We start from the raw sequence: 25,753 nt of genomic DNA, 5'->3' as shown, positions 1-25,753 counted from the left end.
ACGAAGTGGCACATTGCTTCCATCGTGCCATTGGCAAGGTTATGCTGCGCACGTCGAATCTGTGATCACAAAATACATGCCCCTTTCCGACCTTCCGCGCCAGGTCCAGCTTTTCGAGATCTGGCGCGAAGCGCAGGACACCCGTGTGCGTACCCGCCTTGGCGGTATCTACTACACGCTGGCCTGGCTGCTGACCTGGTTGTTCAGCGAGTCCCCCGGCGATATGAAGGCGGAGGGTGCGTTATTCACCATCGTCTTTGTCTTTCTCCTGGTCCTGCGCCTGCAGCACAACCTGCCCGGCCAGCATGACCGCGCCAGCCTCAATCAATGGCTCAGCCAGCATTGGGTGCTGATTCTGCTCACCGCCCTGATCTGGGGCCTGTTGCACGCCTGGGCCATCGTCAGCCCGCAATTCGAAAGCTCGCGACTGGTCGCCACCATCAGCACCCTGGCGTTCAGCACCGCCATGGCCTTCAACTTTCCCATGCGCCGCCTGTCCGGCATGCTCGGCATCCTGCTGCTCTACGTGCCGGGCCTGGCGATGATGGCCAGCGACTGGGATAAGAACCATGCCTTGTTCATTACCATGGTTACTTACCTGAGCTACCTGCTGCTGGTCGTCAATCGCAGCCATGGTGAGTACCAGACCACCCTGCAACTGGAGCGCGCCCTGCTGGAGCAACGCGAACGCTTCGATCAACTGAGCCGTACCGACACCCTGACTCAGCTCGGCAACCGCCTGCAGTTCAACGGCCTGTTCCCGACCATGGTCGCCAGCGCCCAGCGCCAGGGCTCGCCACTGGCCCTGGTGCTGATCGACATCGACTACTTCAAGCGCATCAACGACGAACACGGCCACTCCAGCGGCGATATCTGCCTGCACGACTTCGCCGAGCGCATGCGCAGGGTGTTCCGTCGCGACAGCGATGCGCTGCTGCGCCTGGGCGGTGAAGAGTTCGGCGTGCTGATGCACGACACCACCCTCGAACAGGCGCAATCCATGGCCGAAGCCTTTCGCAAGGACCTGGAAAACAGCGGGATAAGCCTCCATGGCCGGCAGATACTGCTGACCGCCAGCCTCGGTGTCGGCTGCTACGACCTGCTGCACGATGGCAGTGCCGAAGTGTTCTTCAAACGGGTAGACGACGCGCTGTACCGGGCCAAGGCGGAAGGCCGCAATCGGCTGGTGCTGGCAGGCTGAGCGACAGGCAAACTCCAGGCAGTCAAATACACCGAACGCCCCAGCAGCTACGCGTTGGTCGAGCGGATGGCATTACGGTGACGTCGGGCTAGCCGGCGGCCAGGCGGGCGCGGGCCACCTGCGAACCGTTCTCCCGGCCAAGCACCCGGCAGATGCGCTCGCCCGCCGCGATCAGCCGCTGCAGGTCGACGCCGCTGTGGATGCCCAGGCCCTCGAGCAGGTAGATCACGTCCTCGCTGGCGACGTTGCCGCTGGCGCCCTTGGCATAGGGGCAACCGCCGAGGCCAGCCACCGAGCTGTCGAACACCGCGATGCCCTCCAGCAGGCCGGCGTAGATGTTCGCCAGCGCCTGGCCGTAGGTGTCGTGGAAATGCCCGGCGAGGCGCTCGCGCGGGATGTCGCGGGCCACGGCGCTGAACAGCGCACGGGTCTGCCCCGGCGTGCCGACGCCGATGGTGTCGCCCAGGGAGATTTCGTAGCAGCCCATGGCGAACAGCTCCCGCGCCACGCTGGCGACCTGCGCCACGGGCACCTCCCCGTCGTAGGGGCAGCCGAGCACGCAGGACACGTAGCCGCGAACGCGCACGCCGCGAGCAGTGGCCTGGGCTATCAGCGGCGCGAAGCGCAGCAGGCTGTCGGCGATCGAACAGTTGATGTTCCTCTGCGAGAAGGCCTCGGACGCCGCAGCGAACACCGCGACCTCGTCGGCCCCCGCCGCCAGCGCCGCCTCCAGCCCCTGGACGTTGGGCGTCAAGGCGGCATACACCCGCCCCGGCAGGCGCTCGATGGCGGCGAACACCTCGCCGCTGCCGGCCATCTGCGGCACCCATTTCGGCGAAACGAAACTGCCGGCCTCGATATAACTCAAGCCGGCCTGGCCGAGGTCGTCGATCAGGCGCACCTTGTCGCCGACGTCGATCGGCCGTTTCTCGTTCTGCAAACCGTCGCGAGGGCCGACTTCGACCAGGCGTACGCGATGGGGTAGGGACATGTCGTTTCTCCGCAAGCTGTCGAGGGGGTGATAGTCAGGCCGTGACCAGCGGTGCCAGGAGCACCGGTGCCCATGCGCTACAGCTCGACCAGCACGGTGCCTTCGCTGACCAGTTCGCCTTCACGGCAATACAGCGCCTTGACCGTACCGGCCTGGGACGCGCGGATGCTGTGCTCCATTTTCATCGCCTCGAGTACCACCAACACGCTGCCAGCCTCGACCGCCTGGCCTGGCTCGACCAGTACCTGGACGATGCTGCCATTCATCGGCGCGCTCAGGCCGCCCGGGTGATCGAGATCGTTGGCCACGGTGCCGAGTGGGTCGTGGCATTGCACTTCACGCCACTGTTGCTGCCAGTGCAGGTACAGGCTGTCGCCCTGGCGCAGCAGGCGCAGGCTGCGGCGCACGCCCTGCTCCTCGAACCACAGCGCCTGGCCGTCGAGGCGGGTGGTCGGCGGCCCTTCCAGGCGCACCTGACGGCGCTGTCCGGCGCAGCTCAGCGACAGCATGCGCTGCGCCACGCCAGCACTGCGCCAGCCCAGGGTCTGCGCCCAGGGCGAATGGGGGTCGTCGGCCCGCTGAAGCGGCGCCAGGCTGTGCAGGTAGCCTTCGGCCGCCAGTTGCCAGAAACGCGCCGGCAACTCGCTCGCTGGCGGCAGCAGCTCGGCCTGGTGGCGTTCGATGAAGCCCGTGTCCAGCTCGGCGGCGGCGAACGCCGGGTGGCCGAGCACGCGCTGGAGAAAGCCCAGGTTGCAAGCGAAGCCGCTGACCAGGGTTTCCTCGAGCATGGCCAGCAGGCGCTGACGGGCCTGTTCGCGGTTATCGCCCCAGGCGATCAGCTTGGCCAGCATCGGGTCATAGAACGGCGAGATGCTGTCGCCCTCGGCCACCCCGCTGTCCATGCGCCGCCCCGGCCCGGCGGCCGGCTCGCGGTACAGGCTCAGCTCGCCGGAAGCCGGCAGGAAGCCATTATCCGTGTCCTCGGCATACAGGCGCACCTCGATGGCATGGCCGGTGAGCGGTACCTGGGCCTGGGTGATCGGCAGCGGTTCGCCCTGGGCCACGCGGATCTGCCAGGCAACCAGGTCGAGACCGGTGATGGCTTCGGTGACCGGGTGCTCCACCTGCAGGCGGGTGTTCATTTCCATGAAGAAGAAATCGCCGCGCGCGTCCAGCAGAAACTCCACCGTTCCGGCGCCGACATAACCGATGGCCTGTGCGGCCTTCACCGCCGCCTCGCCCATGGCGCGCCGCAACTCGGCGCTCAGGCCCGGCGCCGGTGCTTCCTCCACTACTTTCTGATGACGGCGCTGGATCGAACAATCACGCTCGTGCAGGTACAGGCAGTGGCCGTGCTGATCGGCGAACACCTGGATTTCCACGTGGCGCGGCTTGAGCACGTATTTCTCCACCAGCATGCGTGCATCACCGAAGGACGACTGCGCCTCGCGCTGGGCCGAGGCCAGCGCCTCGGCCAGTTCGGCCTCGGCCTGCACGATCTTCATGCCCTTGCCGCCACCGCCAGCGGTCGCCTTGAGCAACACCGGGTAGCCGATGTGGGCGGCGGCGGCGCGGAAGGTCTCGACGTCCTGCGCGGCCCCGTGGTAGCCGGGGACCAGCGGCACCCCGGCCGCCTCCATCAGTGCCTTGGCCGCGGACTTGCTGCCCATGGCGTCGATCGCCGTCGCCGGCGGTCCGAGAAAGACCAGGCCGGCGGCCTCCAGGGCGCGGGCGAACGCTGCGTTCTCGGAGAGAAAGCCGTAGCCCGGATGAACCGCCTGGGCGCCGCTGGCCCTGGCCGCGGCGATGATCTTGTCGATCACCAGGTAGCTCTCGGCGGGCTTGGCACCGCCCAGGTCGATGGCCAGGTCGGCCTCGCGCACGTGGCGCGCATTCAGGTCGATGGCGCTGTGCACGGCCACGCTGCGTAGCCCCATGGCCCGGGCGGTACGGATGATCCGGCAGGCGATTTCGCCACGGTTGGCGATCAACAGGGTATCGATGTTCATGCGTATGGCTCCTGCCAGGCGGGGGTGCGTTTCTCGAGGAACGCGCTGAGCCCCTCCTGGCCTTCGGCGCTGACGCGAACGCGGGCGATGGTCTGTTCGGTGTACTGGCGCAGGGCCGGGCTGCCGGCGCCGCTGCCCACCTCGCGCAACAGCGCTTTGCTGACCTGCATGGCCTGCGGGCTGTTGCTCAGCAGGGTGGCGACCCAGCGTTCGGCCAGCGCGGGCAGCTCATCCGCCGGGCAGGTTTGCGCGAGCAGCCCCAGCGCCTGGGCCTCGCGGCCGTCGAAGCGCTCGGCGCTCAGGGCATAGCGGCGCGTCGCACGCGGGCCGATGGCCTGGACCACGAAGGGGCCGATCACCGCCGGCACCAGGCCGATACGCACCTCGGAGAGGGCGAACAGGGCATCCTCGGCGCCGATGGCCACGTCGCAGCAGGCGACCAGGCCGACGGCGCCGCCGAACGCCGCGCCCTGGACCAGCGCCAGGGTGGGAATCTTCAGGCCGGCCAGCTTGTACATCAGCTCGGCCAGCTCATGGGCGTCCGCCAGGTTGGCATCGTAGTCCAGCCTGGCGGACTGCTGCATCCAGGCCAGGTCGGCGCCAGCGGAGAAATGCGTGCCCCGCCCGCGCAGCAGGAGAAAACGCAGCCCCGGGTCGGCCGCCACGGCGTCGAGGGCGAGGATCAACTCGCGAATCATCTCGGCGTTGAAAGCGTTGTTCTTCTGTGGGCGGTTCAGCCACAAGGTGGCGAAACCGCGCGTGTCGGTTTCAAGCTGTATGGTGGTGAAGTCGGTCATGTCTTGGCACTCTCAGGTATCCGGTGCGTGGGCCGGCTCGCCGGCGATGCGTTTGATCGGCGGCGGTCACATGCGGAACACACCGAAGGTGGTCGGCTCGATAGCGGCGTTGAGGCTGGCCGACAGGGCCAGGCCGAGGGCGTCGCGGGTCTGTGCCGGGTCGATCACACCGTCGTCCCACAACCGGGCGCTGGAATAGAAGGCATGGGCCTGGCGCTCGTATTGCTCGATGATCGGCTGGCGGATGCGCGCCTGTTCCTCTTCGCTCAACGCTTGCCCGGACCGTTCGCCCTGCTCGCGCTTGACCTGGCTCAGCACTCCGGCGGCCTGCTCGGCGCCCATCACGCCGATCCGCGCGTTGGGCCACATCCACAGCAAGCGCGGGTCGTAGGCACGACCGCACATACCGTAGTTGCCGGCACCAAAACTGCCGCCGATGATCACGGTGAACTTCGGTACCCTGGCGCAGGCCACCGCGGTGACCAACTTGGCGCCATGCTTGGCGATGCCTCCGGCTTCGTACTTCTGCCCGACCATGAAACCGGTGATGTTCTGCAGGAACAGCAGCGGGATGCCACGCTGGCAGGCCAGCTCGATGAAGTGCGCGCCCTTCTGCGCCGCCTCCGCGAACAGGATGCCGTTATTCGCCAGGATCGCCAGCGGATAGCCGTGCAGGTGGGCGAAACCACACACCAGGGTGGGGCCGAACAACGCCTTGAACTCGTCGAACTGGCTGTCGTCGACCAACCGGGCGATCACCTCGCGGACATCGAACGGCTGCTTGCTGTCGGCGGGAATCACCCCGTACAGCTCCTCGGCGGCAAAGCGCGGCGGCCTGGCCGGGCGGCACTGCAATTGCCCGAGCTTGCGCCAGTTGAGGTTGGCGATGCAGCGCCGCGCCAGGGCCAGGGCATGTTCGTCGTCCTGGGCATAATGGTCGGCGACGCCGCTGGTGCGACAATGCAGGTCGGCGCCGCCCAGTTCCTCGGCGGTCACCACTTCGCCGGTGGCGGCCTTCACCAGCGGCGGGCCGGCGAGAAAGATGGTGGCCTGCTCGCGCACCATGATGGTCTCGTCGCTCATGGCCGGCACGTAGGCGCCGCCAGCGGTGCATGAGCCCATCACCACGGCGACCTGCGGGATGCCCAGGGCGCTCATGGTCGCCTGGTTGAAGAAGATCCGTCCGAAGTGCTCGCGGTCGGGAAACACCTCGTCCTGGCGCGGCAGGTTGGCACCGCCGGAGTCCACCAGGTAGATACACGGCAGGCGATTTTCCCGGGCGATGGCCTGGGCGCGCAGATGTTTCTTCACCGTCAGCGGGTAATAGCTGCCGCCTTTGACCGTGGCGTCGTTGGCGATGATCATGCACTCGACGCCTTCCACCCGGCCGATCCCGGCGATCACCCCGGCGGCCGGCACGACCTCCTCGTAGACCTCGTGGGCCGCCAACTGGCCGATCTCGAGGAAGGGCGAACCAGGGTCGAGCAACAGCTCGATGCGCTCACGCGGCAGGCGCTTGCCACGGGCGCAGTGGCGCTGCTGGGCCTGCTCGCCGCCGCCCTGACGCACCTGCGCCAGCAACTGCTGCAACGCCTCGACCTGTTGGCGCATGGCCATCTGGTTGGCGACGAAATCCGCCGCACGCGGGTTCAGCCGCGATTGCAGGATGCTCATGCTGCCGTCCTTGCCAGCGCCGGGCGCCGAACGGCGATACGCTGCGGCCAGACGCTGGCCGTGGGGATACGCGGCGTGTTCATGGTGGTTGGTTCCCTTGCTCTTGTCGTTGTCGGAGGGTTGGAACGGGTGCCCGCAGGCAAGCCAGCGCAGAACTGCCCATTCCCATACTTACCTTTACGTTAACGTAAACTCGCAATCGCAACCTGTCAAACCTGGCGCGTCATCGACACGCCGTTGGTCCGAGTCAGCGCTGTCTCACTGCAGTTTCTTGTACAGGGTGCTGCGCGAGATGCCCAAGGCCTTGGCGGTGGCCGACATATTGCCTTGGTGCTGGCGCAGGGCTTGCTGGATGGCCTCGCGCTCCAAGGCGTGCAGGGTGCCGCCATGCGCGCTGGCGGGCGTGGGCCGCAAGGCTTGCAGCAGGTCTGGCGGGAAGTGGCCGAGTTCGATCTCGACCGCCTCGCCACTGAGGATCGCCGCCACTTTCAGCGCCTGCTGCAACTGCCGCACGTTACCCGGCCAGTGGTAGCCGAGCACGGCCTGCTGCGCCTCGGCGGACAGCCGCTTGGGCCTGTCGGGCACCTCGCGACGCAACAAGGTCTGCACCAGTTGTGCGACATCGCGGCGCTCGCGCAGGGCCGGCAGCGTCACCCGCAAGCCATTGATGCGGTAGTAGAGGTCCTCGCGGAACCCGCCCTGGCCGATCAGTTCCTCGAGCGGGTGCAACGAGGCGCTGACCAGGCGCAGGTCGAGGGCGATGGTACGGTTGTCGCCCAGGCGGGTCAGGCAGCGTTCCTGCAGCACCCGCAGCAGGCGGGTCTGCAGCAGGGCCGGCATGTCGCCGATCTCGTCGAGAAACAGGGTGCCGCCATTGGCCTGCTCGATCTTGCCGATGGCGCCGCCCTTACGGCTGCCGGTGAAGGCGCCTTCGCGATAGCCGAACAATTCGGACTCGATCAACTCGGCGGGAATCGCCGAACAGTTGATGGCGACGAAAGGCCGCCGCGGCTCGAAAGCATCGTGCAGGGCACGGCTGAAGACCTCCTTGCCGACCCCGGTTTCGCCCTGCAACAGGATCGGCACGCCGCCCTGGAAGGCGCGACTGGCCATGGCGAAACGGGCCAGCAGATCGGGGTCGGCGCCCAACGGATGCTCGGCGGGCGCCTGGCGTGGCGCGCTGAAGGCCGGCACCGGCGGCGCCACGACGCGGGGCTGGTGCAGACGGGCATACAGGGCATGGCCCGAAGCCAGGGTCAAGGGCACGGTTTCCTCGGGGAACAGCCGCAGGCGGTCCAGGCTGCGAGGTTTGCAACCATCGAGCAGTTCCTGCAACGACATCCCCGGCGGCAGCGGCCCTTCACGCTCGAGTCCGAGCAGGCCCCGCGCCACGCCGTTGGCCGCACGGATCGAGCCATCGTCGGCGATCGCCAGGATACCCTCCAGCGGCGTGCCCAGCAGGCGCGGGTCATAGTGCACGTGCAGCAGGGAGCACCCGGGCAGTTCCTGGTAAAGGCGGTTCTCGATGCCCACGGCCGCCATGTTCAGGCGTTCCTGCAACCACAGCGGCGGGCTCTGATCGACACTGGTGACGTCCAGCACGGCGAGCAGTTGACCGTCGGGATGGCGAATCGGCGTGGCCGTGCAAAAGAACCGGTCCAGCTCGCTCAGGTAGTGCTGGCTGCCATGAATTACACAGGGCCGGGCGCTCTGCAACACGCAACTGGGCGCGGTAGTACCGATCTCGCCCTCGTGGATGCGCCGGCCAACGCGCAAGCCATGAAAAGCGGCCTCGCGCTCGGCGCTGAGCCCATGCACGATCAGCCCGGACTGCTCGATGCACAGCACCATCCAGCGCGAGTCGGCCAGCGATTGCCAGAGCAGTTGCATCTCCGGTGCCAGGTGGCGGATCAGTGGCTGGTGGGTTTCCTGGGTCTGCTCGATCTGCTGGCGCGACGGCGGCGCACTGGCCAGGCGATGGCTGTAGGGCGTCAACCCCGCCGCCCGCGAACGGCGCCAGGATTGTTCGAGTTCGCTGGGCAGGTGACAGGCCGCCGGCAGGCGTTCGTCATCGGCGAAGCGCCTGCGGATCAACTGCAAGTCGATTGCGCTATTCATGCCTCGATGCCTCGGTTCTTGTTCTTTTTGGAAGCGATTCTGAGTTCTCGATGTGCCCGCCCAGCCTAATCCAAGGCGGTGGTAGCCGGCAAACACCCCGCGCCGCGCCCGACGCTGTCCGAGAATCGGACAATGTACAGGGCCTGGACATCCGCTTTTCGTACACATGAATTCATTCGAAAAATAAAAATCCTTTATTTTCAATTAATTATAAATTGGCACAGTTTGCGCTATGGATTCCTCGAACCTCTTGGCCAGCGCCATCGAATCCGAGCGAGAACAACAATGAGCCAGATTTCGACCTTCGCGGCATTACTGCCGGATACCCATTTCCCCCTTTCCATCGGCGGCGAACTACGCCAGACCCGCGAGCGTGGACAGGCCATCAACCCTGCCACGGATACCCCCCTGTGCGAACACGCCCTGGCCAGCGCCAGCGACTGCGAAGACGCGGTGCGTGCCGCCCGCGGCGCGTTCGGCGCCTGGCGCGACCGGCCCTGGAGCGAACGCCAGCGTCGAGTGGCCGCGCTGGCCGATCTGATCGAGGAGCGCCAGGAAGACTTCATGCGTCTGCTGACCCTGGAGCAGGGCAAAGGCCGCGCGGCCGCCGAGTGGGAAATCGGCGGCTGCATCCACTGGCTGCGTGAAATCGCCGGCCAGATCCTGGCGGATCTGCCCTTCGAGCTGCCCGGAGCCGGCACGGTCAAGGCACGGCACGTGCCGCTGGGCGTGGTCGCGGCTATCACGCCGTGGAACTTCCCACTGTTGCTGGCGATCTGGAAGATCGCCCCGGCGCTGCTGGCCGGCAACACCCTGGTGGTCAAGCCCTCGCCCTATACGCCGCTGTGCACGCTGTGGTTCGGCGAACTGGCCCAGGCGGTGCTGCCGCCCGGCGTGCTCAACGTGATCGCCGGCGGCAACGAGCTGGGGCAGACCCTGACCGAACACCCCGACATCGATAAGGTCGCCTTCACCGGCTCGACCGCTACCGGGCGCCGGGTCATGCAGAGCGCCGCACGCAACCTCAAGCGCGTGACCCTGGAACTCGGCGGCAACGACCCGGCGATCGTCCTGCCCGACGTCGAGGACATCGACGGCCTGGCCCAGCAACTGTTCTGGGCCGCCTTCCAGAACAGCGCGCAGTTCTGCGTGGCGACCAAGCGCCTGTACATCCACGAGTCGATCTACCCGCGACTGGCGCAGGCACTGGTCGACTACGCCGCCACGGTGCCCCTGGGCGACGGCCTCGACCCGCAGACCCAGCTCGGGCCGCTGCAGAACCGCATGCAATTCGACAAGGTCAGCGACCTGCTGGCCGCCACCCGCCAGGCCGGCTTGCGCATCCTCTGCGGCGGCGCGCCGCTGGACAGGCCCGGCTACTTCATCCCGGTGACCCTGGTCGACAACCCGCCGGACGACGCCCGCTGCGTGGTCGAGGAAGCCTTCGGCCCGGTGCTGCCGCTGCTCAGCTACCGCGACATCGACGAAGTGGTGGCACGCGCCAACGCCACCGAATACGGCCTGGCCGCCAGCGTCTGGGGCCGCGACCTGCAACAGGCCCAAGCCGTAGCCCAGCGCCTGCAGGCCGGCACCGTGTGGATCAATCAGATCCACGCCTTCTCGCCCCACGTGCCGTTCGGCGGCCACAAGCAGTCCGGCCTGGGCATCGAGAACGCCCTGGAAGGGCTGGCCGAATACAGCAACCTGCAAACCATCATGCAGCGCCCGCTGTGAGCGAACGAGCGGATCTTCGACAACCACAATAAATCTGGAGATACCCATGTACGAGATTCAAGCTGCCGTGGTGCGTGAGCAATCCGGCCCCTTCCGTATCGAACGCCTGAGCCTGGAGGCGCCCCGTGACGACGAGGTGCTCGTCGAAGTGCTGGCCACCGGCGTCTGCCACACCGACATCGTCGTGCGCGACCAGTACTTCCCCGTGCCGCTGCCCGCCGTGCTCGGCCATGAAGGGGCCGGCGTGGTCAAGCAGGTGGGACGCAGCGTGACCCGCTTCGCCCCCGGCGACCATGTGGTGATGAGCTACGCCAGTTGCGGTCACTGCCACAACTGCCAGCAGGGCCAGAACGGCTACTGCAACGAGCTGTACGGTCTCAATTTCGCCGGCCGTCGTACCGATGGCAGCACGCCCTACCGCGATGCGCAGGGCGGCGAGGTGAGCGGCTGCTTCTTCAGCCAGTCGTCGTTCGGCAGCCTGGCACTGGCCAGGGCCGACAACCTGGTGAAGATCCCCAACGACGTGCCCCTGGAACTGATGGGGCCGCTGGGCTGCGGCATCCAGACCGGCGCCGGGGCGGTGATCAATGCGCTGCGCCCCGAGGCCGGCAGCAGCCTGGCGGTATTCGGCGCTGGCTCCGTGGGCCTGGCGGCGGTGATGGCGGCACGGCTGGTCGGCTGCACCACCATCATCGCCGTGGACATGAACCCGGCGCGCCTGGAACTGGCCCGCGAACTGGGCGCGACGGCGGTGATCGACGCCGCCGCGGGCGACCCGGTCGCTGCCATCCAGGCCCTGACCGGGGGCGAAGGGGTGCAGTACTCGCTGGAATGCACGGCGCTGCCCAAGGTGCTGCGCCAGGCGGTCGAGTCGTTGCGCCAGACCGGCGTCTGCGGCCTGATCGGCGCGGCGGCGCTGGGCACCGAGGTGACCCTGGACATGAACAGCATCCTTTTCGGTCGCAGCCTGCGCGGCATCATCGAAGGCGACAGCGTGCCGGACATCTTCATCCCACGACTGATCGAGCTATGGCGCCAGGGCCTGTTCCCCTTCGACAGGCTGATCAGCTTCTACCCTTTCGCCGAGATCGAGCAGGCGGTTCGCGATTCCGAGCAAGGCCGGGTGCTCAAGGCCGTGGTGCGCTTCGATCAGGAAGGTGCCGCATGAGCACGCTGAGCGATCTCAGCCTGCGTGCCGCCCAGCGTTTCGGCACGCAGACGGCGCTGGTGATGGACGATGTGCAGCTCAGCTTCCAGGACATCGAGGAACGCGTGGCCCGCTTCGCCGGTGGCCTGCGCGAACGGGGCGTGCAACGGGGCGACCCGGTGGTGCTGCACCTGCCCAACGGCTGGCGCTGGATCGTCGCCTACTACGCCATCGCCCGCCTCGGCGCCGTGGTGGTGCCGGCCAACTTCCTGCTCAGCCTCGAAGAAGTCGCCTACATCGCTGGCGACAGCGCCGCGCTGGCGCTGATCGCCCCGGACGAACGCTGTCGCGCCCTGCGTGAGCAGCATGCCATCGCCGGCCTGCTGGTCAGCGTGGCCACTGGCGCAGCGAGCATCGGCGAACCCTTCGAGCGCCTGCTCGACGCCGCACCGGTGGAACCGGTGAGCGTGGCGGCGGACGACCTGTTCACCATCGGCTACACCTCCGGCACCACCGGCAACCCCAAGGGCGCCCAGCTCAGCCATCGCTGCGTGTACATGAGCACGGCGCTGACCGCCACCATCCACGTGCGCCAGCGCGGCGAGCGGGTGGTCAGCGTGCTGCCGTTCCCGCACGTGTACGGCAACGTGGTGATGAACGCCTGCTTCCTGGTCGGCATGACCCTGATCAGTCACGAGCGCTTCGACGCCGGCTGGGCCCTGGAAAGCATCCAGCGCCACCGCGCCACGCTGTTCGAGGGCGTACCGACCATGTACTACTACATGCTGGTGCACCCGCGACTGGACGACTTCGACCTGTCCTCGCTGCTGCGCTGCACGGTGGGCGGGCAGACCATGCCGACCGCCAAGATCGACGCCATCGTCGCCGCCCTGGGCTGCCCGCTGCTGGAACTGTGGGGCATGACCGAGGTCGCCGGCCCGGCGATATCCCATTCGCCGCACCTGCCGCCGCGGCACGGCTCCATCGGCCAGCCATTGCCCGGCGTCGAGGCGCGCATCTGCGCGTATGACGACCCCGAACGCGAATTGCCGGTCGACGAGGCCGGCGAGCTGCAAGTACGCGGGCCGCTGGTCATGCTCGGCTACCTCGGCCGCGAACAGGCCAACGCCGAGACCCTGCTGCCCGGCGGCTGGCTGCGTACCGGCGACATCGCCCGGCGCGATGCCGACGGCTACCTGTTCATCGTCGATCGCCTCAAGGACATGATCATCACCGCCGGCTACAAGATTTTCCCCGCCGAGCTGGAACAGACACTCGGCGCCCATCCGGCGGTGGCCATGGTCGCCGTGGCGCCCCAGGCGGACGAGGTCAAGGGCGAGCTGGCCAAGGCCTTCATCGTCCTGCGTCCCGGCCATGAAGACACCCGCGAGGAGGAAATCATCGCCTTCTGCCGCGAACGCCTGGCCGCCTACAAGGTGCCGCGCGCGGTGGCCTTCGTCGACAACCTGCCCAAGACCAGCACCGGCAAGCTGTTGCGCCGGGCGCTGCGCGGTTGAATCGCTGTTCCCACAACAACAAGAGGAAAACCCCATGATCAAACCCGAAGACGCCGAGTTCCACAGCCCGGACGCCAACCAGCCAAGCTGGGCCGAAACCAACTACTTCGGTTTCTACAACGCCGAGAAGCACCTCAACGTCGGGGTCTATGCGTTGTTCCGCAGCAATCTGCGCACGGTCAACTCGACCATCAACATCAACCGCCACCATGCGCTGACCGCCTGGCAGGCGGACTACTCCGACTGGCACTCGCAGATTCCCCTGCCGGCCGAAACCAGCCTGCTCGACTACCGCTTGCCCAACGGCCTGGCGGTCAAGACCCTGGAGCCGAACCAGGCCTGGCACATTCGCTACGACGATGGCCAGCAACTGAACATCGACGTCACCTTCCGCGCCATCATGCCGGCGTTCGACATCCGCGATCCCGAGCAGGACCCGATGGCGGCGCGTATCCAGGGCGCCTGGGGCACCGCCTACAACGGCCATTTCGACCTCAGCGGCCACGTCGAGGGAGAGGTGATCCTGCGCGACGAGCGCATCGCCATCGACTGCATCTCGACCATGGATCACAGCTGGGGGCCACGTCCGGAACGCGGCGCGCCGAACATGTCCTGGCTGCATGCGCACTTCTCCAAAGACCTGGCCGTGCACGCAATCTTCACCTTCGACCCCGGGGTCGACGACGGCGCCCTGTCACTGACCCACGGCTACGTAGTCGAAAAGGGCCGCGTGTTCGGCCTCAAGGGCGGCAAGGGCCGCGTGCTGCGCCAGGTCGACCGCTACGCCCGCGAGGTCGAACTGCAACTGCTCGACTGCGAGGAACGCAGTTGGTCGCTACGCGGCGAAGGGCTGACCAGCTTCCCCTGGGAGTGCCATACCAACACTGTCGGTTTCAACGTGCTGGCGGCCTGGCGGATGAACGGCCAGCTCGGCTACGGTGAAATCCAGGAGTTCTTCGAGCTGCCGCAACTCACCCGCCTCAATGCCACCCCGGCCACGCGCCGTGTCTTCCAGCCACGCTGAGCCCACGGCCATGAGTACCCCACCCATCCGCGCCGTGCTGTTCGATCTCGACGGCACCCTGGTGCAGACCCGCGAGGCCTCCTGGCAGCTGTTTCGCCAGACCAACGAAGTATTCGCCCTCGGTCTGGACGAGCAGCAGGACTACCTGGACCTGTTCCAGGAGAACTTCTTCGAAGCCATGCAGCGGCACTGCCAGGACCCGCAGAAGGCCGAGGACGCCCAGGCGCATTTCCTCGAGTTGATGCGCCATGCCTACCTGCCCGAGCCCGTGCCGGGCATGCTCGACCTGGTGCGCGACTGCGCCCAGCGCTACCCGCTGGTGATCGTCTCCAGCAATGCCCTCGAGGCGATCCGGCGGATCACCGACCGTGCCGGCATCACCACCTGTTTCTCCCAGGTGTTCGGTGGCGACGTGGTGCGCGACAAGCGCGAGGTGATCCGGCGCATCCTCGCCGACCCCAGCTACGCCACCCGGCGGCTCGCCCAGCCCTGGTACGAGGAACGCGCCGCCCAGCGCCTGCAGGCCGAGGAAGTGGTCATGGTCACCGACACCGTCGGCGACGTGCGCCATGCCCGCGAATGCGGCCTGCGGGTGTTCGCCGTGAGCTGGGGGCTGCACAGCGAACAACGGCTGCGCGAAGCCGGTGCCGAGCAAGTCGCCTACTGGCCCCAGGAGTTGCACCAGCTATTGATCGGACAGACCTGACCCCAGAGCGCAAGCCATCGATTCGTTAAAACAACAAAAAACGAGGAACACCCCGATGAACGCCATCGCACAAGGCTACAACGCATTCGAAACCAGCAAGCAGCCGGAAGGCACGGTGATCTACCTGCCCAACCCGCAATCGGTCATTGCCCTGCTGCAGAGCGGCAAGCTCAAGGAGCACATCCTGCTCGTCGAGGGCGGCACCACCACCTTCCTCTCGCCAGCGCTGAGCCTCGGCGCCATCGGTGTGATCACCCTGTCGGGCGCGCCCGAGTCGCACCTGGGCATTCTCTCGCGCGAATTCCAGATGCCCTGCGTGATGACCACCCACCTGACGGACAGCGAGTCGCGCTACGTCACCGGCGGCGACAACAAGAAACACTTCGCCGCGATGATCGAAGCCCTGCAGGGACGCCGCGTACGGCTGGACTGCAGCGACCAGGAAAGCGGCCGCGTCATCGCGGTGTGAACCCACTCGAACAAGAACAAGAGGTGACACCATGAGCCACTACAAACAACGCTACCAGCCCGGCGACGACGGCCTGCGCTTCCAGGACCTGCTGTACAAGGGCAACTTCCAGGACCTGCCCGGCGTCCCCGACGGCATCCTCGGCGACAAGATCATGCGCTCGCGGGCCAAGAGCCAGGTGCTGGAGAAAGTCTCCCGCGAAGACGTGCTGAAGGAGCAGTTCAACCTCGACGAACTCAACGACCTCAACAACTACCTGGCCTGGAACATCTGGGACGTGCTGGTGATGCGCGCCACCGAAGGCGTGTCGGGCATGATCCCGCGCCAGGAGTACGAAATCCTCGCGTTCATGAACGAGTTCTACCGCTGGCCGGAAATCCTGCGCATGACCACCGACGAGGTCGGCGCCGAAGGGGTGATGAACATCGGCGCCACCGCCCGCCGCGAAATCGGCATCAAGGTCAACGCGGTACACGACTGGTGCATCGGCGCGGTCGGCTTCGGCATGGGCCGCTGCGGCCTGCTGGCGCTGGAAGCGATCAAGCCGCAGGATTTCGTCGAAGAGAGCAACACCATCCTCAAATTCATGCAGCGCGTGCTCTGGGGCAAGCGCCAGGACGGCTACCTGCTCAACTCCCAGGATCGCTACCGCTGCGCCATCCATGACGCCGACGTGATCGCCGACCTGGCCACCCAGGTCGAATGGTTCGAACCGGGCAGCGACCAGCACGCCCGCTTCACCCAGTTCAATGCCTCGGCCGAACTGCTGGCCTTCCTCGACCACTTCGACAACCGCCTCGGCCTCGGCGATACCGGCCCCTACGAGTTGCCCGACGGCAAGCTGCTGATCATCCGCGACCTGTTCACCAACGAAGAGATCTACCACTGGAGCGACGCCTGCGATGCCGCCGGCGTGCCCCACGCCTATTCCCTGCTGCTGGTGATCGACCCGACCCTGCTCAAACTCGACGAAATCCGCGTCAACGACATTTCCACCACCTTCACCCGGCCGAAGAACTACATCGAGGCCATCGTCGGCGGCGCGGTATTCGCCCGCGAGAAATGGAACACACCGATGGCCGACGTCTACCCGATCCCCATCGCCGAGCTGGGCAAACGCCTGGAAGGCATCCAGCAGGCGACTCTCGGCCTGTACGGCAAGCTGGCGCGCATGTCGCGCCGGCAACTGATCACCAACGGCATGTACACCTACTACATCGACATGATCCTGCCGCACCTGCGCCTGGCCGGCACCTACGAGAAGGCCTGCGTGGACTACGACTTCTGGGAGATCGACCAGCGCGTGGCCAACTATTACTACGAGATCGGCAAGCGCGGCTTCGCCCAGGCCGTGGTGCCGCAGAAGATCTTCTCCGGCGAAGGCTACCTGCCGTTCCCGGAGGGCACCGACCTGCGCCGCTCCAAGTATTTCTGGGGGTGAGCCATGGCACTGGACGACAACACCTTTCAGATCCTCAACGCCATCTACCTGCGCAAGATGGCGGGCGCCGAACACGTTGCCGCCGTCACCAGCCTCGATCGAAGCGAAGTCGATGCCCAGCTCGTCGCGCAGACCGAGGCCGGCCGGCTGGTGGCGGTCACCGACAACTACCTGATGCAGCCTGACGGCGTGACCCAGGTGCTGGCCTTCTATCACAACACTTATGCGCCGCTGCGCCAGCCCGGCAGCGCGTCGATGCACTGGTACGAACGCTTCGAGAGCAACCTCAACCAGCAGTTCATCAAGGCCGTGACCGACTGGCAGACCAGCGAGGGCGACGAGCGCGCGGCGGGGCGCATGATGCGCATCGTCGAGCGGATGATCCGCGCCCTCGGCGAGCTGACCCCGGCCATCCCCCGCTACCGCGACTACGTGCGCCGCTTCGAACGCTCCATGGCGCTCGCCGACCAAGGCCAGCTCGACTACGTGTGTAACCCGACGCTCGACTCCATGCACAACATCTGGTTCGAGTTCCACGAAGACATCCTGGCCGTCGTCGGCCGTCCTCGCGATCAATGAGGTGCAGCATGGACGAACCCCTTTACGTGCACGACATCACCGCCATCGATGCCAATGACAGCGCCCGCTTCGGCGGCAAGGCCAGCGGCCTGGCGCGCATGAGCCATGCCGGCATCCCGGTGCCGCCGGCCTTCGTCATCGGCACCGACGGTTTCCACGCCTACACGGCGGCCGGCAAACGCCTGCCGGATGCGCTGGAACTACAGATTCAGCAGGCCATCGCCCGCCTGGGCGACAGTCTCGAACGCGCCTTCGCCAGTCCCGACGGCCAGCCGCTGCTGGTCTCGGTGCGCTCCGGGGCCCAGGTGAGCATGCCCGGCATGATGGACACCGTGCTCAACCTCGGCCTGGATGCCCGGGCCGCCTGGCGCCAGGTGCAGGCGGGGGGCAATGCGCCTTTCGTGCTCGACACCTGGCTGCGCTTCTGGCGCATGTACGCCGACATCGTGCTCGGCCTGGATGGCGAAAGCATTCTCGAACGGGTCGCCGGGCAACGCCACGATGTCCTGCAAACGCCCTCCCCGGCTACGTTCGAGGCCCTGCAGCAGGCCATCGTGGAAGCCTTCGCCGACGACGGCGAACAGGTCTCGTGCGACCCGCGCGAGCAGTTGCTCGCGGCCGTGCGCGCGGTCTTCGACTCCTGGCACAGCGCCCGGGCCAAGGCCTACCGAGCGCACCAGGGCATCGCCGACGACCTCGGCACGGCGGTGACCGTGCAGGCCATGGTGTTCGGCAACGCCGACGACAACTCGGGCTCCGGGGTGGCCTTCACCCGCAACCCGAACACCGGCGACGACAGCCTCTATGGCGAGTACCTGCTCGGCCAGCAGGGCGAGGACCTGGTTTCCGGCGCCGCCACGCCGGTCGACCTGGCCCATCCGCAGGGGCCCCACCATGCCCGCCTGTGCAGCGAACTGACAGCCCATGGCCGGGTGCTGGAAAGCCTCTACCGCGATGCCGTCGACATCGAGTTCACCGTGCAGGCCGGCACGCTCTACCTGTTGCAGGTACGCCCGGCCAAACGCACCGCGCTGGCCGCCGTGCGCATCGCCACGGCGCTGGTCGACGAAGGCCTGTTGACACCCCGGGAGGCGCTGACGCGGGTCAGCACCGAGCAGCTCGATCGCCTGCTACGTCCATCCTTCGAACCCGAGGCACTGGCCGAGGCGCGCATCCTCGGCAGCGGCATCGGCTCCTCGCCAGGCCAGGCCAGCGGCATCGCCGTGCTCGATGCCGACCGCGCCGCCGAGCGCGCCGCCCAGGGCGACAAGGTGATCCTGCTGCGCCCGACCACCAGCCCACTGGACATTCGCGGCATGCTCGCCGCCGAAGGCATCGTCACCGCCAAGGGCGGCGCCCTGAGCCATGCCGCCGTGGTCTCGCGGGCCCAGGACAAACCGTGCGTGGTCGGCTGCGCAGGCATCGAGATCGACCTCGACGCGCGTGTCTTCCACATTGGCGGACAAACCTTCGAGGAAGGCACCTGGCTATCGATCGACGGCACCCAGGGCCAGGTCTATGCCGGCAACCTGCCGATGCGCCGCGACCTCGGGCGCTCCGAGCACCTGCAACGCCTGCTGGGCTGGGCCGCGCGCACCTCGCAGGCGCAGCTCAGCGCTTCGGTCAAGACACCGGAAGACATGCACCCCACGCCGACCCGGCATGGCTATGCCATCGCCGGCCTCACCGACATGGCCCAGGCGCTGGGGCTGATCGACGGCCTGGTCAACGCCGTGGCCAGCCAGGCCCAGCACCAGGGCGAACATGCCGAGGCCCTGCGCGACATCGGCCAGCGCATCGGCCACAGTGTGCTCAGCGCCGCGCATGGCCAGCCGGTCTACCTGCGCCTGCCACGGCTGGCCTCGGATCGCGCCCGCACCCTGCTCGCCCACTGGTCGGAACTCGAATACCGGCGCCACCTGCCGTTGGGCGACCCGGGCTTCCACCGGCCAATCCTCGCCGGCCTGCAACACGCCTGCGAACGCCTCGGCAGCCCGCCCGGCGCGCTGGTGGTGCTACTCGGCGGGGTGATCGAAGCCGGCGACTGGACGCGCTTCCATGCCGAGTTGGCGGCCTTCCCGGCCCTGCGCGGTGGCCTGGCGATCCAGAACGTCGCCGGCCTGTCCGGCGCCCCGCAGATGCTCGCCAGCGGCGCCTGCCTGTGGCTGGACATGGACGAAATCCTGCGCTCGTCCTACGGCATCCCGGCGGAGCGCTATTTCTCCCTGGCGACCTTCGAGGAACTGGTCAGCGAAGGCGCCCTGGAGAGTAATCCACGCACCCAGTTCAAGCCCTTCCTGCAGGCACTGCTCGGGCAACTGCTGGAACACCCCGAGGCCGCCGAACGGGTCGGTATCGAATGCCCACAACCGATCACCCTGGAGAGCATCGAGACCCTCTATCGCCAAGGCTTTCGCCATTTCAGTGTGCCACCGCGCTGGGAGCAGCTGGTACAGCTGCGCCTGGGCCAGCTCGCCAGTGACTGATCGTTCCGAGAGGTCAACGCCAGGCCATGACCATGGCCCGGCGGCGCCCTGCCACACCCCACAACAAGAAAGGTATACGCACATGCGCTTCTCGAATCGACTGCCCGTCCCACTGCTGGCCGCGCTGCTGGCCACTTCTCCGCTCAGCCAGGCCGGCGATGCCGACGCCGGCGACTACGAGTCGTTGCCGCCCGGCAGCGATATCGGCGTGCTCTACTACCAGCACGACGCCAGCGATACCTACCGCGACCAACACGGCCGTTCAGCGGACGGCTCCAGCCGTCTGCGCTCGGATATCGGCATCCTGCGCTTCGCCCACTACACCGAGATTTTCGGCTTCACCGCCAACCCGCAGATCCTCGTGCCCTTCGGCAAGGTGCACGACGCCAAGGTCGGCGGTGCCGAACTCGACGGCAACTCGGGCCTCGGAGACATCCAACTGGCCGCCACCGTCTGGCTGCTCAACGAACCACAGAACGGGCGCTGGTTCGGCATTTCGCCGTTCCTGATCGTGCCCACCGGCCAGTACGACAAGCACGACCCGTTGAACATCGGCGAAAACCGCTGGAAAGGCATGCTGCAAGCCGGATACGTGCAGCGCCTGGGCGACAAGTTCTCACTCGACCTGCTCGGCGACGTGACCTGGTACGGCGATAACGACCGCGCCAACGGGCAGAACCAGGAACTGAGCCAAGACACCAGCTACCATGCCTTCGCCTGGCTGCGTTACCACCTCGACGACAGCTCGCACCTGGCCTTCGGCCTGTCCAAGGGCTGGGGCGGCAAACAGGAACTCGATGGCGTCGACACCGGCAGCCGCACCGACTGGGAACGGATTCGGCTCAGCTACGCGAAAATGCTGACCCCGAGCTTGCAAGGGCTGTTCACCGTCTCCCATGACCTCGAGGCCAAAGGCGGTTTCGAGCGCGATTACATCCTCAACTTCCGCCTCTTGAAGCTGTTCTAGGGTCTGTTGCCGTTTCGTCGCGACCGCGCCGGAGCCAGTTTTTACACGAGGCGAGGCGCGAGATGCGAAGTTTAGTGGGCTAAATGAGCCATCGAGTAACGCTGCATCGTGTAAAAACTGGCCCGGCCCTTCGGGTTGTGCGAGAAATAACCCCCGCTGTCGTTGCAGGACTTGCCAAGGGAATGACCATTGCCTGCGTCCTGCGCCTAACCGGGGGCTATTTCTCGCGACAACGCGGCTTGCGCCGAAACGGCAACAGACCCTAGCGATGATCGTGGACAGGTTCTTATACTGCCGGCCCCATCCGGAGCCCTCGCATGTCAGCCCTGATCCAAGCCTGGCGCCACACGCCGACCCATCGCCGGGTCTGGGCGCTGGCGGCACCGATGATTCTTTCCAACCTGTCGGTGCCGATGGTGGCGCTGGTCGACAGTGCCGTGGTCGGCCACCTGCCCCATGCCCATCAGTTGGGCGCGGCGGCGGTCGGCAGTGCGCTGTATGTGTTGATCGTCGGCGTGCTGGGCTTCCTGCGCATGGGCACCACGGGGTTCGCCGCCCAGGCCGCTGGCCGTGAGGATGGCGGGGCATTGCGCCAGGTGCTGGCGCAGGGCTTGTCGCTTGGCTTGGGCTTGGCCGTATTGTTCGCCATCCTGGCTGTGCCGCTCGCCGAACTGGCCTTGCAGTCGATGAACCCGTCGGCGGCTCTCGACGACCAGGCACGGGGCTTCTTTCATATGCGCCTGCTTGGCCTGCCGGCGGCCCTGGTCAACTATGCCCTGGTCGGCTGGTTCCTCGGCACGCAGAATGCGCGGGCACCGCTGGCGATCCTGTTGACCACCAATCTGTGCAACGCCGCCCTGTCGCTGTGGTTCGTCCTTGGCCTGGACTGGGGCGTGGTCGGCGCGGCCAAGGCCGCGGTGATCGCCGAGTGGAGCGGCGCCCTGCTCGGCCTGGTCCTGAGCCGCCACGCCCTCGCCCGCTATCCAGGCAAACTGGATACGAACGCCCTGCATCACTGGGCCAACTGGCGCCCGCTGCTGGCGGTCAACCGCGATATCTTCATCCGCTCGCTGGCCCTGCAAGGCGTGTTCTTCCTGGTCACCGTACAGGGCGCGCGACTGGGCGACGCCACGGTGGCGGCCAATGCATTGCTGCTCAACGGCCTGCTGGTCACCGCCTATGCCCTGGATGGCCTGGCCCACGCCACCGAAGCGTTGTGCGGGCACGCCATCGGTGCGAGGGAGCGACTGGCGCTGTCTCGTGCCCTGGTGGTGACATTCGGTTGGTCGCTGCTGGCCAGCCTGGCCTTTGCCCTGTTCTTCTTCAGTGCGGGCCAATGGTTCATCGATCGACAAAGCGATATTCCCGGCGTACGCGAGGTGGCCTACGGTTATCTTCCGTACTTGGCGCTGCTGCCGTTGATCGCCGTCTGGAGCTACCTGCTGGACGGCCTGTTCATCGGCGCGACCCGCGCCCGCGAGATGCGCAATGCCATGCTGCTCAGCATCGCCCTGGCCTTGCCGCTGGGGGTGGCGCTGCAAGGCCTGGGCAACCATGGCCTGTGGCTGGCGTTTCTTGCCTTCATGGCGATCAGGAGCCTGACCCTGGGTTGGACCGCCTGGCGCCTGTACCGCAACGATGCGTGGCTGGCCGCCCGCTAGCTCGCCAGATACGACGAACGCGTCAGCCCCAGCCGCAGCGCATCCAGGTAAACAGTGCGCTCGCGCGGGCTGAGCTTGGCGCTGGCGACCTTGTCGCGGTAGTAATTCATCAGTTCTTCCGGCGACAGGTGCACGTAGCGCAGCATGTCCTCGATGGTGTCGTGGGTTTCCACACCGGCGTGGTAGGCGCTGCCGTCGGCGTTCTGGTAGATGTTCACCGAGTCGGTGTCACCGAACAGGTTGTGCATGTCGCCGAGGATTTCCTGGTAGGCGCCGACCAGGAAGATGCCCAGCAGGTAGTCCTCGCCCTCGCGCACTTCGTGCACTGGCAGGCTGGTCTCGATGCTCTGCTCGTCGACGTACTGGCGGATCTTGCCGTCGGAGTCACAGGTCAGGTCCTGCAGCACCGCGCGGCGCAGCGGCTCTTCAGCGAGGCGGTCGAGGGGCAGGATCGGCAGGATCTGGCCGATGGCCCAGGTATCCGGCAGGCTCTGGAACACCGAGAAGTTGCAGATGTACTTGTCCGCCAGCTTGTCGTTGAGTTCATCGAGCACCGCGCGATGGGAGCGCTGGCGCGCCTTGAGCTGGTTGTACAGCCGGCGGCAAATGGCGAAGTAGCACTGCTCGGCCAGGGCCTTCTGCGGCAGGTCGAGCTTGCCGGACGAATACTGGGCCGCCGCCTCCTCGATGAAATGGGTGGCGCGCCAGTAGCTTTCGGCGACCATCTCGGGATCGCTCGGGCCAAGCAGTTCGATCAGCGCCTGCAGCACTTCCGGCTGCTCGGCAGTGTTGTCGATCTGCGGCTCGTCGTCGTTGTGCCGCTCGACGTCGGTAACCTGCACCACCAGCACAGCGTGGTGGGCGGTCATGGCCCGGCCGCTCTCGGAAAAGATATGCGGATGCGGCAGTTCCTGGCGGTCGCAGAACTCGCGCAACATGTCTACGACAGTGGCGGCGTAGTCGTCCATGTCGTAGTTGATCGAACTGGCATTACGCGAATGCGTGCCGTCATAGTCGACACCGAGACCGCCACCTACGTCGATGTGATCGACTGGCAGGCCCAGGGCGCGCAACTCGCCGTAGTAACGGATCGCCTCGCGGAAACCCTTGCGGTAATCGGCGATGTTGGCGATCTGCGAGCCCATGTGGAAGTGCAACAGGCGGATGCCCTGGTCGAGGCCGGCCTTGCGCAGGCGTTCGACCACGGACAGGATCTGCGCCGCCGACAGGCCGAACTTGGATTTCTCGCCACCGGTGTCGGCCCACTTCGACGAGGCCAGGGACGACAGGCGCACACGCAGGCCGATCTGCGGCTGCACCTTGAGTTCGGCCGCCTCTTCGATCACCAGTTGCACCTCGGACTCCTTCTCCACCACGATGAACACGTTGTGGCCGAGCTTCTGGCCGATCAGCGCCAGCTTGATGAACTCGCGGTCCTTGTAGCCGTTGCAGACGATGGTGCCGCCTTTCGGCGCCAGCGCCAGCACGGCCAGCAGTTCCGGCTTGGAGCCGGCTTCCAGGCCGATGGAGACGTTCTGCGTGGCGATGATGTTCTCGACCACCGCCTCCTGCTGGTTGACCTTGATCGGGTACAGCGCGGTGTAGCGATTCTGGTATTCCAGGCGCTCGATATTGGCGTCGAAGGCACCGGTGAGCTGGCGCACGCGGTGCTGCAGGATTTCCGGGAAGCGCACCAGCAGCGGCAGGCTCAGGCCGCTTTCGCGCAAGGCGTCGAGTTCGGCGTAGAGGTCGATGGGCGCGCTATCCGGGCCGTTGGGACGAACCTCGACCCGGCCGGCATCACTGATCGAAAAGTAACCAGCGCCCCAATGGCGAATGCCATACACGCTGCGGCTGTCGGCCACGGTCCACTGGCTTCCGTCATCTTTACGCGTACGTCTTACGGCCATCGGGCTCTCCCGCAAAAGTGAGTGGCTGCCCGGCTGATGCAGCCGGCGCAGTGTGCAACCTGGATATGACGAATGACGCAGAGTTGACTGCAGCGCCAGCCGAGAGTTTAGAAGACTGGCCTGGCGATCCGGCCGCGCGCTATCCGCCCGATTTTTTCGCCTTGAAGCCACGCTTGCCCAGCTCTTCGAGCAGCAACTCGACATGGTCGCCCTGGATTTCTATCACGCCATCTTTCACCCCGCCGCCACAACCGCAACGCTTCTTCAGGACGCTGGCCAGTTCCTTGAGCGGATCGAGCGCCAGCGGCACGCCGCTGATGGTGGTCACGGTCTTGCCGCCACGGCCCTTGGTCTCCCGGCGCACACGGGCAATGCCATCGCCAGCGGGAATGACACTGTCCTTGCAGGTGCAGGCATCCACCGGCTGGCTGCAGTCCGGGCAATGCCGGCCGCTGTCGGTGGAATAGACGAGCCCGCCGAGGGCGGATAACGAAGAGGCTTTCTTGACCACCGGATGGTTCCTCTTGAGGCCGGTCAGGATAGCGACTGGCTGAGCTTCATTCAGCCGCGAAGCGCCAGCGGCAACCGCTGGCGGCCGCGCAGTTTAATGGCAAATGCCACGCTTGCTAAGAACGAATTTGCGCCATGTAGGGTTGGATTGGCGACGCAGGGTGACTCCCTCAGCGGAAGCGGCCGTAGCGAAGCTTGTCCACCGCTCTGCGTTGCCAATGGTGGACAAAAAGAGCGTTGTCCGCCCTACGGCCGCTACTGTCTCGCAGCAACCATTACCGAGCAGACGCGAGATAACGCTCCAACGCCAGGCGCGAGTCAGGGCAGAACGGACGTTCATCGAACAACCGTAAAACCTCGTCGAGCGGCAGAAAACAGGCTTGCAGGACTTCCTCGGGCTGGACCTGCACAGGCACATCGGAACGCGCCGAGAACACCGCGCCCCACAAGCGATTACCCGGCTCATCGAAGTAGAAGCGGCCATGGTCGGTCAGTTGCGTATCACGGATACCCAACTCTTCCGCCAACTCGCGCGCGGCAGATTCAGCGTAGCTCTCACCCTCGCCGACCATACCGCCAGCAGCGACATCCCAGTAACCGGGATACACCGCCTTGCTCAGGGTGCGCTGGTGAATGCACAACTCACCAGCGGAATTGAACAGCAGGATGAAAGTACCGCGCCCGATCAGCCCGCCCTCGCGCAATTCGGCGCGGGGAAGGCTGCCGAGCAGGTTGTCCCGCTCGTCGACCCAGGCGACCCGCTCGGCATCGGACGCCGCGCGGTGCGCGGCTTCCTCGGGCGAAATCGGCAT

The 25,753-nt window shown here is 66.4% G+C and carries 20 protein-coding genes; 12 read left to right on the top strand and 8 right to left on the bottom strand.

Annotation, left to right across the window (positions count from 1 at the left end; translation table 11 throughout):
- Positions 1 to 76 precede the first annotated feature (76 nt).
- A complete protein-coding gene (locus tag ACSZPK_RS17660; RefSeq protein ID WP_437882780.1) occupies positions 77 to 1,201 on the top strand; it encodes a GGDEF domain-containing protein in 1,125 nt (374 codons plus the stop codon).
- An 88-nt stretch (positions 1,202 to 1,289) separates the two neighbouring features.
- Here ACSZPK_RS17660 and ACSZPK_RS17655 read toward each other — a convergent pair whose 3' ends face one another.
- The 5 genes from ACSZPK_RS17655 to ACSZPK_RS17635 all read right to left on the bottom strand — a co-directional run bounded on the left by ACSZPK_RS17655 (position 1,290) and on the right by ACSZPK_RS17635 (position 8,790).
- Positions 1,290 to 2,192 (bottom strand): hydroxymethylglutaryl-CoA lyase, encoded by a 903-nt coding sequence (locus tag ACSZPK_RS17655; protein WP_437882779.1) that lies wholly within the window; start codon positions 2,190 to 2,192, stop codon positions 1,290 to 1,292.
- 77 nt (positions 2,193 to 2,269) lie between these two features.
- On the bottom strand, positions 2,270 to 4,201 hold the full coding sequence (locus ACSZPK_RS17650; protein ID WP_437882778.1) for an acetyl/propionyl/methylcrotonyl-CoA carboxylase subunit alpha: 1,932 nt from the start codon (positions 4,199 to 4,201) through the stop codon (positions 2,270 to 2,272).
- A complete protein-coding gene (locus ACSZPK_RS17645; protein WP_437882777.1) occupies positions 4,198 to 4,998 on the bottom strand; it encodes a gamma-carboxygeranoyl-CoA hydratase in 801 nt (266 codons plus the stop codon). The genes ACSZPK_RS17650 and ACSZPK_RS17645 overlap by 4 nt, the downstream gene beginning before the upstream one ends.
- A 66-nt stretch (positions 4,999 to 5,064) precedes the next feature.
- Positions 5,065 to 6,672 (bottom strand): carboxyl transferase domain-containing protein, encoded by a 1,608-nt coding sequence (locus tag ACSZPK_RS17640; RefSeq protein ID WP_437882776.1) that lies wholly within the window; start codon positions 6,670 to 6,672, stop codon positions 5,065 to 5,067.
- Between the two features lie 258 nt (positions 6,673 to 6,930).
- The gene (locus ACSZPK_RS17635) at positions 6,931 to 8,790 is read right to left on the bottom strand and encodes a sigma-54-dependent Fis family transcriptional regulator (protein WP_437882775.1); all 1,860 of its coding nucleotides are present in this window, start codon (positions 8,788 to 8,790) and stop codon (positions 6,931 to 6,933) included.
- A 285-nt stretch (positions 8,791 to 9,075) separates the two neighbouring features.
- Between ACSZPK_RS17635 and ACSZPK_RS17630 the strand changes: the two genes are divergently transcribed.
- The 11 genes from ACSZPK_RS17630 (at position 9,076) to ACSZPK_RS17580 (ending at position 22,521) form a co-directional block, all read left to right on the top strand.
- Positions 9,076 to 10,524 carry an aldehyde dehydrogenase family protein gene (locus tag ACSZPK_RS17630; protein ID WP_437882774.1) on the top strand — a complete coding sequence of 483 codons (1,449 nt, stop codon included), beginning with the start codon at positions 9,076 to 9,078 and terminating at the stop codon, positions 10,522 to 10,524.
- Positions 10,525 to 10,570: 46 nt separating this feature from the next.
- Complete coding sequence (locus ACSZPK_RS17625; protein ID WP_437882773.1) at positions 10,571 to 11,692, top strand: NAD(P)-dependent alcohol dehydrogenase; 1,122 nt, start codon at positions 10,571 to 10,573, stop codon at positions 11,690 to 11,692.
- Positions 11,689 to 13,188 carry a class I adenylate-forming enzyme family protein gene (locus tag ACSZPK_RS17620; RefSeq protein WP_437882772.1) on the top strand — a complete coding sequence of 500 codons (1,500 nt, stop codon included), beginning with the start codon at positions 11,689 to 11,691 and terminating at the stop codon, positions 13,186 to 13,188. The genes ACSZPK_RS17625 and ACSZPK_RS17620 overlap by 4 nt, the downstream gene beginning before the upstream one ends.
- A 34-nt stretch (positions 13,189 to 13,222) precedes the next feature.
- Positions 13,223 to 14,212 carry a DUF7064 domain-containing protein gene (locus tag ACSZPK_RS17615; RefSeq protein WP_437882771.1) on the top strand — a complete coding sequence of 330 codons (990 nt, stop codon included), beginning with the start codon at positions 13,223 to 13,225 and terminating at the stop codon, positions 14,210 to 14,212.
- Between the two features lie 10 nt (positions 14,213 to 14,222).
- Positions 14,223 to 14,918 carry an HAD family hydrolase gene (locus tag ACSZPK_RS17610; protein WP_437882770.1) on the top strand — a complete coding sequence of 232 codons (696 nt, stop codon included), beginning with the start codon at positions 14,223 to 14,225 and terminating at the stop codon, positions 14,916 to 14,918.
- Positions 14,919 to 14,973: 55 nt separating this feature from the next.
- Entirely contained in the window at positions 14,974 to 15,387 is a 414-nt protein-coding gene (locus tag ACSZPK_RS17605; protein WP_437882769.1) for a PEP-utilizing enzyme, read from the top strand.
- Between the two features lie 31 nt (positions 15,388 to 15,418).
- Positions 15,419 to 16,828 carry a hypothetical protein gene (locus ACSZPK_RS17600; protein WP_437882768.1) on the top strand — a complete coding sequence of 470 codons (1,410 nt, stop codon included), beginning with the start codon at positions 15,419 to 15,421 and terminating at the stop codon, positions 16,826 to 16,828.
- Positions 16,829 to 16,831: 3 nt separating this feature from the next.
- Entirely contained in the window at positions 16,832 to 17,407 is a 576-nt protein-coding gene (locus ACSZPK_RS17595) for a hypothetical protein (RefSeq protein WP_437882767.1), read from the top strand.
- A gap of 8 nt (positions 17,408 to 17,415) precedes the next feature.
- Positions 17,416 to 19,893, top strand: coding sequence for a pyruvate, phosphate dikinase (locus ACSZPK_RS17590; protein WP_437882766.1), 2,478 nt, complete (start codon positions 17,416 to 17,418; stop codon positions 19,891 to 19,893).
- Positions 19,894 to 19,975: 82 nt separating this feature from the next.
- The gene (locus tag ACSZPK_RS17585; protein WP_437882765.1) at positions 19,976 to 20,860 is read left to right on the top strand and encodes a transporter; all 885 of its coding nucleotides are present in this window, start codon (positions 19,976 to 19,978) and stop codon (positions 20,858 to 20,860) included.
- A gap of 317 nt (positions 20,861 to 21,177) precedes the next feature.
- On the top strand, positions 21,178 to 22,521 hold the full coding sequence (locus ACSZPK_RS17580) for an MATE family efflux transporter (RefSeq protein WP_437882764.1): 1,344 nt from the start codon (positions 21,178 to 21,180) through the stop codon (positions 22,519 to 22,521).
- Here the strand turns inward: ACSZPK_RS17580 and speA are convergent.
- From speA to ACSZPK_RS17565, 3 genes are all read right to left on the bottom strand, one after another.
- Positions 22,518 to 24,431, bottom strand: coding sequence for an arginine decarboxylase (gene speA, locus ACSZPK_RS17575; protein WP_437882763.1), 1,914 nt, complete (start codon positions 24,429 to 24,431; stop codon positions 22,518 to 22,520). The two genes, ACSZPK_RS17580 and speA, sit on opposite strands and share 4 nt — an antisense overlap.
- Positions 24,432 to 24,570: 139 nt before the next feature.
- The gene (locus ACSZPK_RS17570; protein ID WP_437882762.1) at positions 24,571 to 24,942 is read right to left on the bottom strand and encodes a translation initiation factor Sui1; all 372 of its coding nucleotides are present in this window, start codon (positions 24,940 to 24,942) and stop codon (positions 24,571 to 24,573) included.
- A 274-nt stretch (positions 24,943 to 25,216) separates the two neighbouring features.
- Positions 25,217 to 25,753 carry an NUDIX hydrolase gene (locus ACSZPK_RS17565; protein WP_437882761.1) on the bottom strand — a complete coding sequence of 179 codons (537 nt, stop codon included), beginning with the start codon at positions 25,751 to 25,753 and terminating at the stop codon, positions 25,217 to 25,219.

This window comes from Pseudomonas sp. LRF_L74, assembly GCF_965644255.1.
Taxonomy (GTDB): Bacteria; Pseudomonadota; Gammaproteobacteria; order Pseudomonadales; family Pseudomonadaceae; genus Aquipseudomonas.
Note: the sequence above shows the minus strand (reverse complement) of the source record. Positions and strands in the feature narration are given on the sequence as shown.

Bases quoted from the DNA above. Each gene is read 5' to 3' on its own strand.
- ACSZPK_RS17660 (WP_437882780.1), top strand. From the start codon at position 77: ATGCCCCTTTCCGACCTTCCGCGCCAGGTCCAGCTTTTCGAGATCTGG.
- ACSZPK_RS17640 (WP_437882776.1), bottom strand. From the start codon at position 6,672: ATGAGCATCCTGCAATCGCGGCTGAACCCGCGTGCGGCGGATTTCGTC.
- ACSZPK_RS17625 (WP_437882773.1), top strand. From the start codon at position 10,571: ATGTACGAGATTCAAGCTGCCGTGGTGCGTGAGCAATCCGGCCCCTTC.
- ACSZPK_RS17630 (WP_437882774.1), top strand. From the start codon at position 9,076: ATGAGCCAGATTTCGACCTTCGCGGCATTACTGCCGGATACCCATTTC.
- ACSZPK_RS17650 (WP_437882778.1), bottom strand. From the start codon at position 4,201: ATGAACATCGATACCCTGTTGATCGCCAACCGTGGCGAAATCGCCTGC.
- ACSZPK_RS17605 (WP_437882769.1), top strand. From the start codon at position 14,974: ATGAACGCCATCGCACAAGGCTACAACGCATTCGAAACCAGCAAGCAG.
- ACSZPK_RS17590 (WP_437882766.1), top strand. From the start codon at position 17,416: ATGGACGAACCCCTTTACGTGCACGACATCACCGCCATCGATGCCAAT.
- ACSZPK_RS17610 (WP_437882770.1), top strand. From the start codon at position 14,223: ATGAGTACCCCACCCATCCGCGCCGTGCTGTTCGATCTCGACGGCACC.
- ACSZPK_RS17600 (WP_437882768.1), top strand. From the start codon at position 15,419: ATGAGCCACTACAAACAACGCTACCAGCCCGGCGACGACGGCCTGCGC.
- ACSZPK_RS17580 (WP_437882764.1), top strand. From the start codon at position 21,178: ATGTCAGCCCTGATCCAAGCCTGGCGCCACACGCCGACCCATCGCCGG.
- ACSZPK_RS17565 (WP_437882761.1), bottom strand. From the start codon at position 25,753: ATGCCGATTTCGCCCGAGGAAGCCGCGCACCGCGCGGCGTCCGATGCC.
- ACSZPK_RS17645 (WP_437882777.1), bottom strand. From the start codon at position 4,998: ATGACCGACTTCACCACCATACAGCTTGAAACCGACACGCGCGGTTTC.
- ACSZPK_RS17620 (WP_437882772.1), top strand. From the start codon at position 11,689: ATGAGCACGCTGAGCGATCTCAGCCTGCGTGCCGCCCAGCGTTTCGGC.
- ACSZPK_RS17595 (WP_437882767.1), top strand. From the start codon at position 16,832: ATGGCACTGGACGACAACACCTTTCAGATCCTCAACGCCATCTACCTG.
- speA (WP_437882763.1), bottom strand. From the start codon at position 24,431: ATGGCCGTAAGACGTACGCGTAAAGATGACGGAAGCCAGTGGACCGTG.
- ACSZPK_RS17615 (WP_437882771.1), top strand. From the start codon at position 13,223: ATGATCAAACCCGAAGACGCCGAGTTCCACAGCCCGGACGCCAACCAG.
- ACSZPK_RS17635 (WP_437882775.1), bottom strand. From the start codon at position 8,790: ATGAATAGCGCAATCGACTTGCAGTTGATCCGCAGGCGCTTCGCCGAT.
- ACSZPK_RS17585 (WP_437882765.1), top strand. From the start codon at position 19,976: ATGCGCTTCTCGAATCGACTGCCCGTCCCACTGCTGGCCGCGCTGCTG.
- ACSZPK_RS17655 (WP_437882779.1), bottom strand. From the start codon at position 2,192: ATGTCCCTACCCCATCGCGTACGCCTGGTCGAAGTCGGCCCTCGCGAC.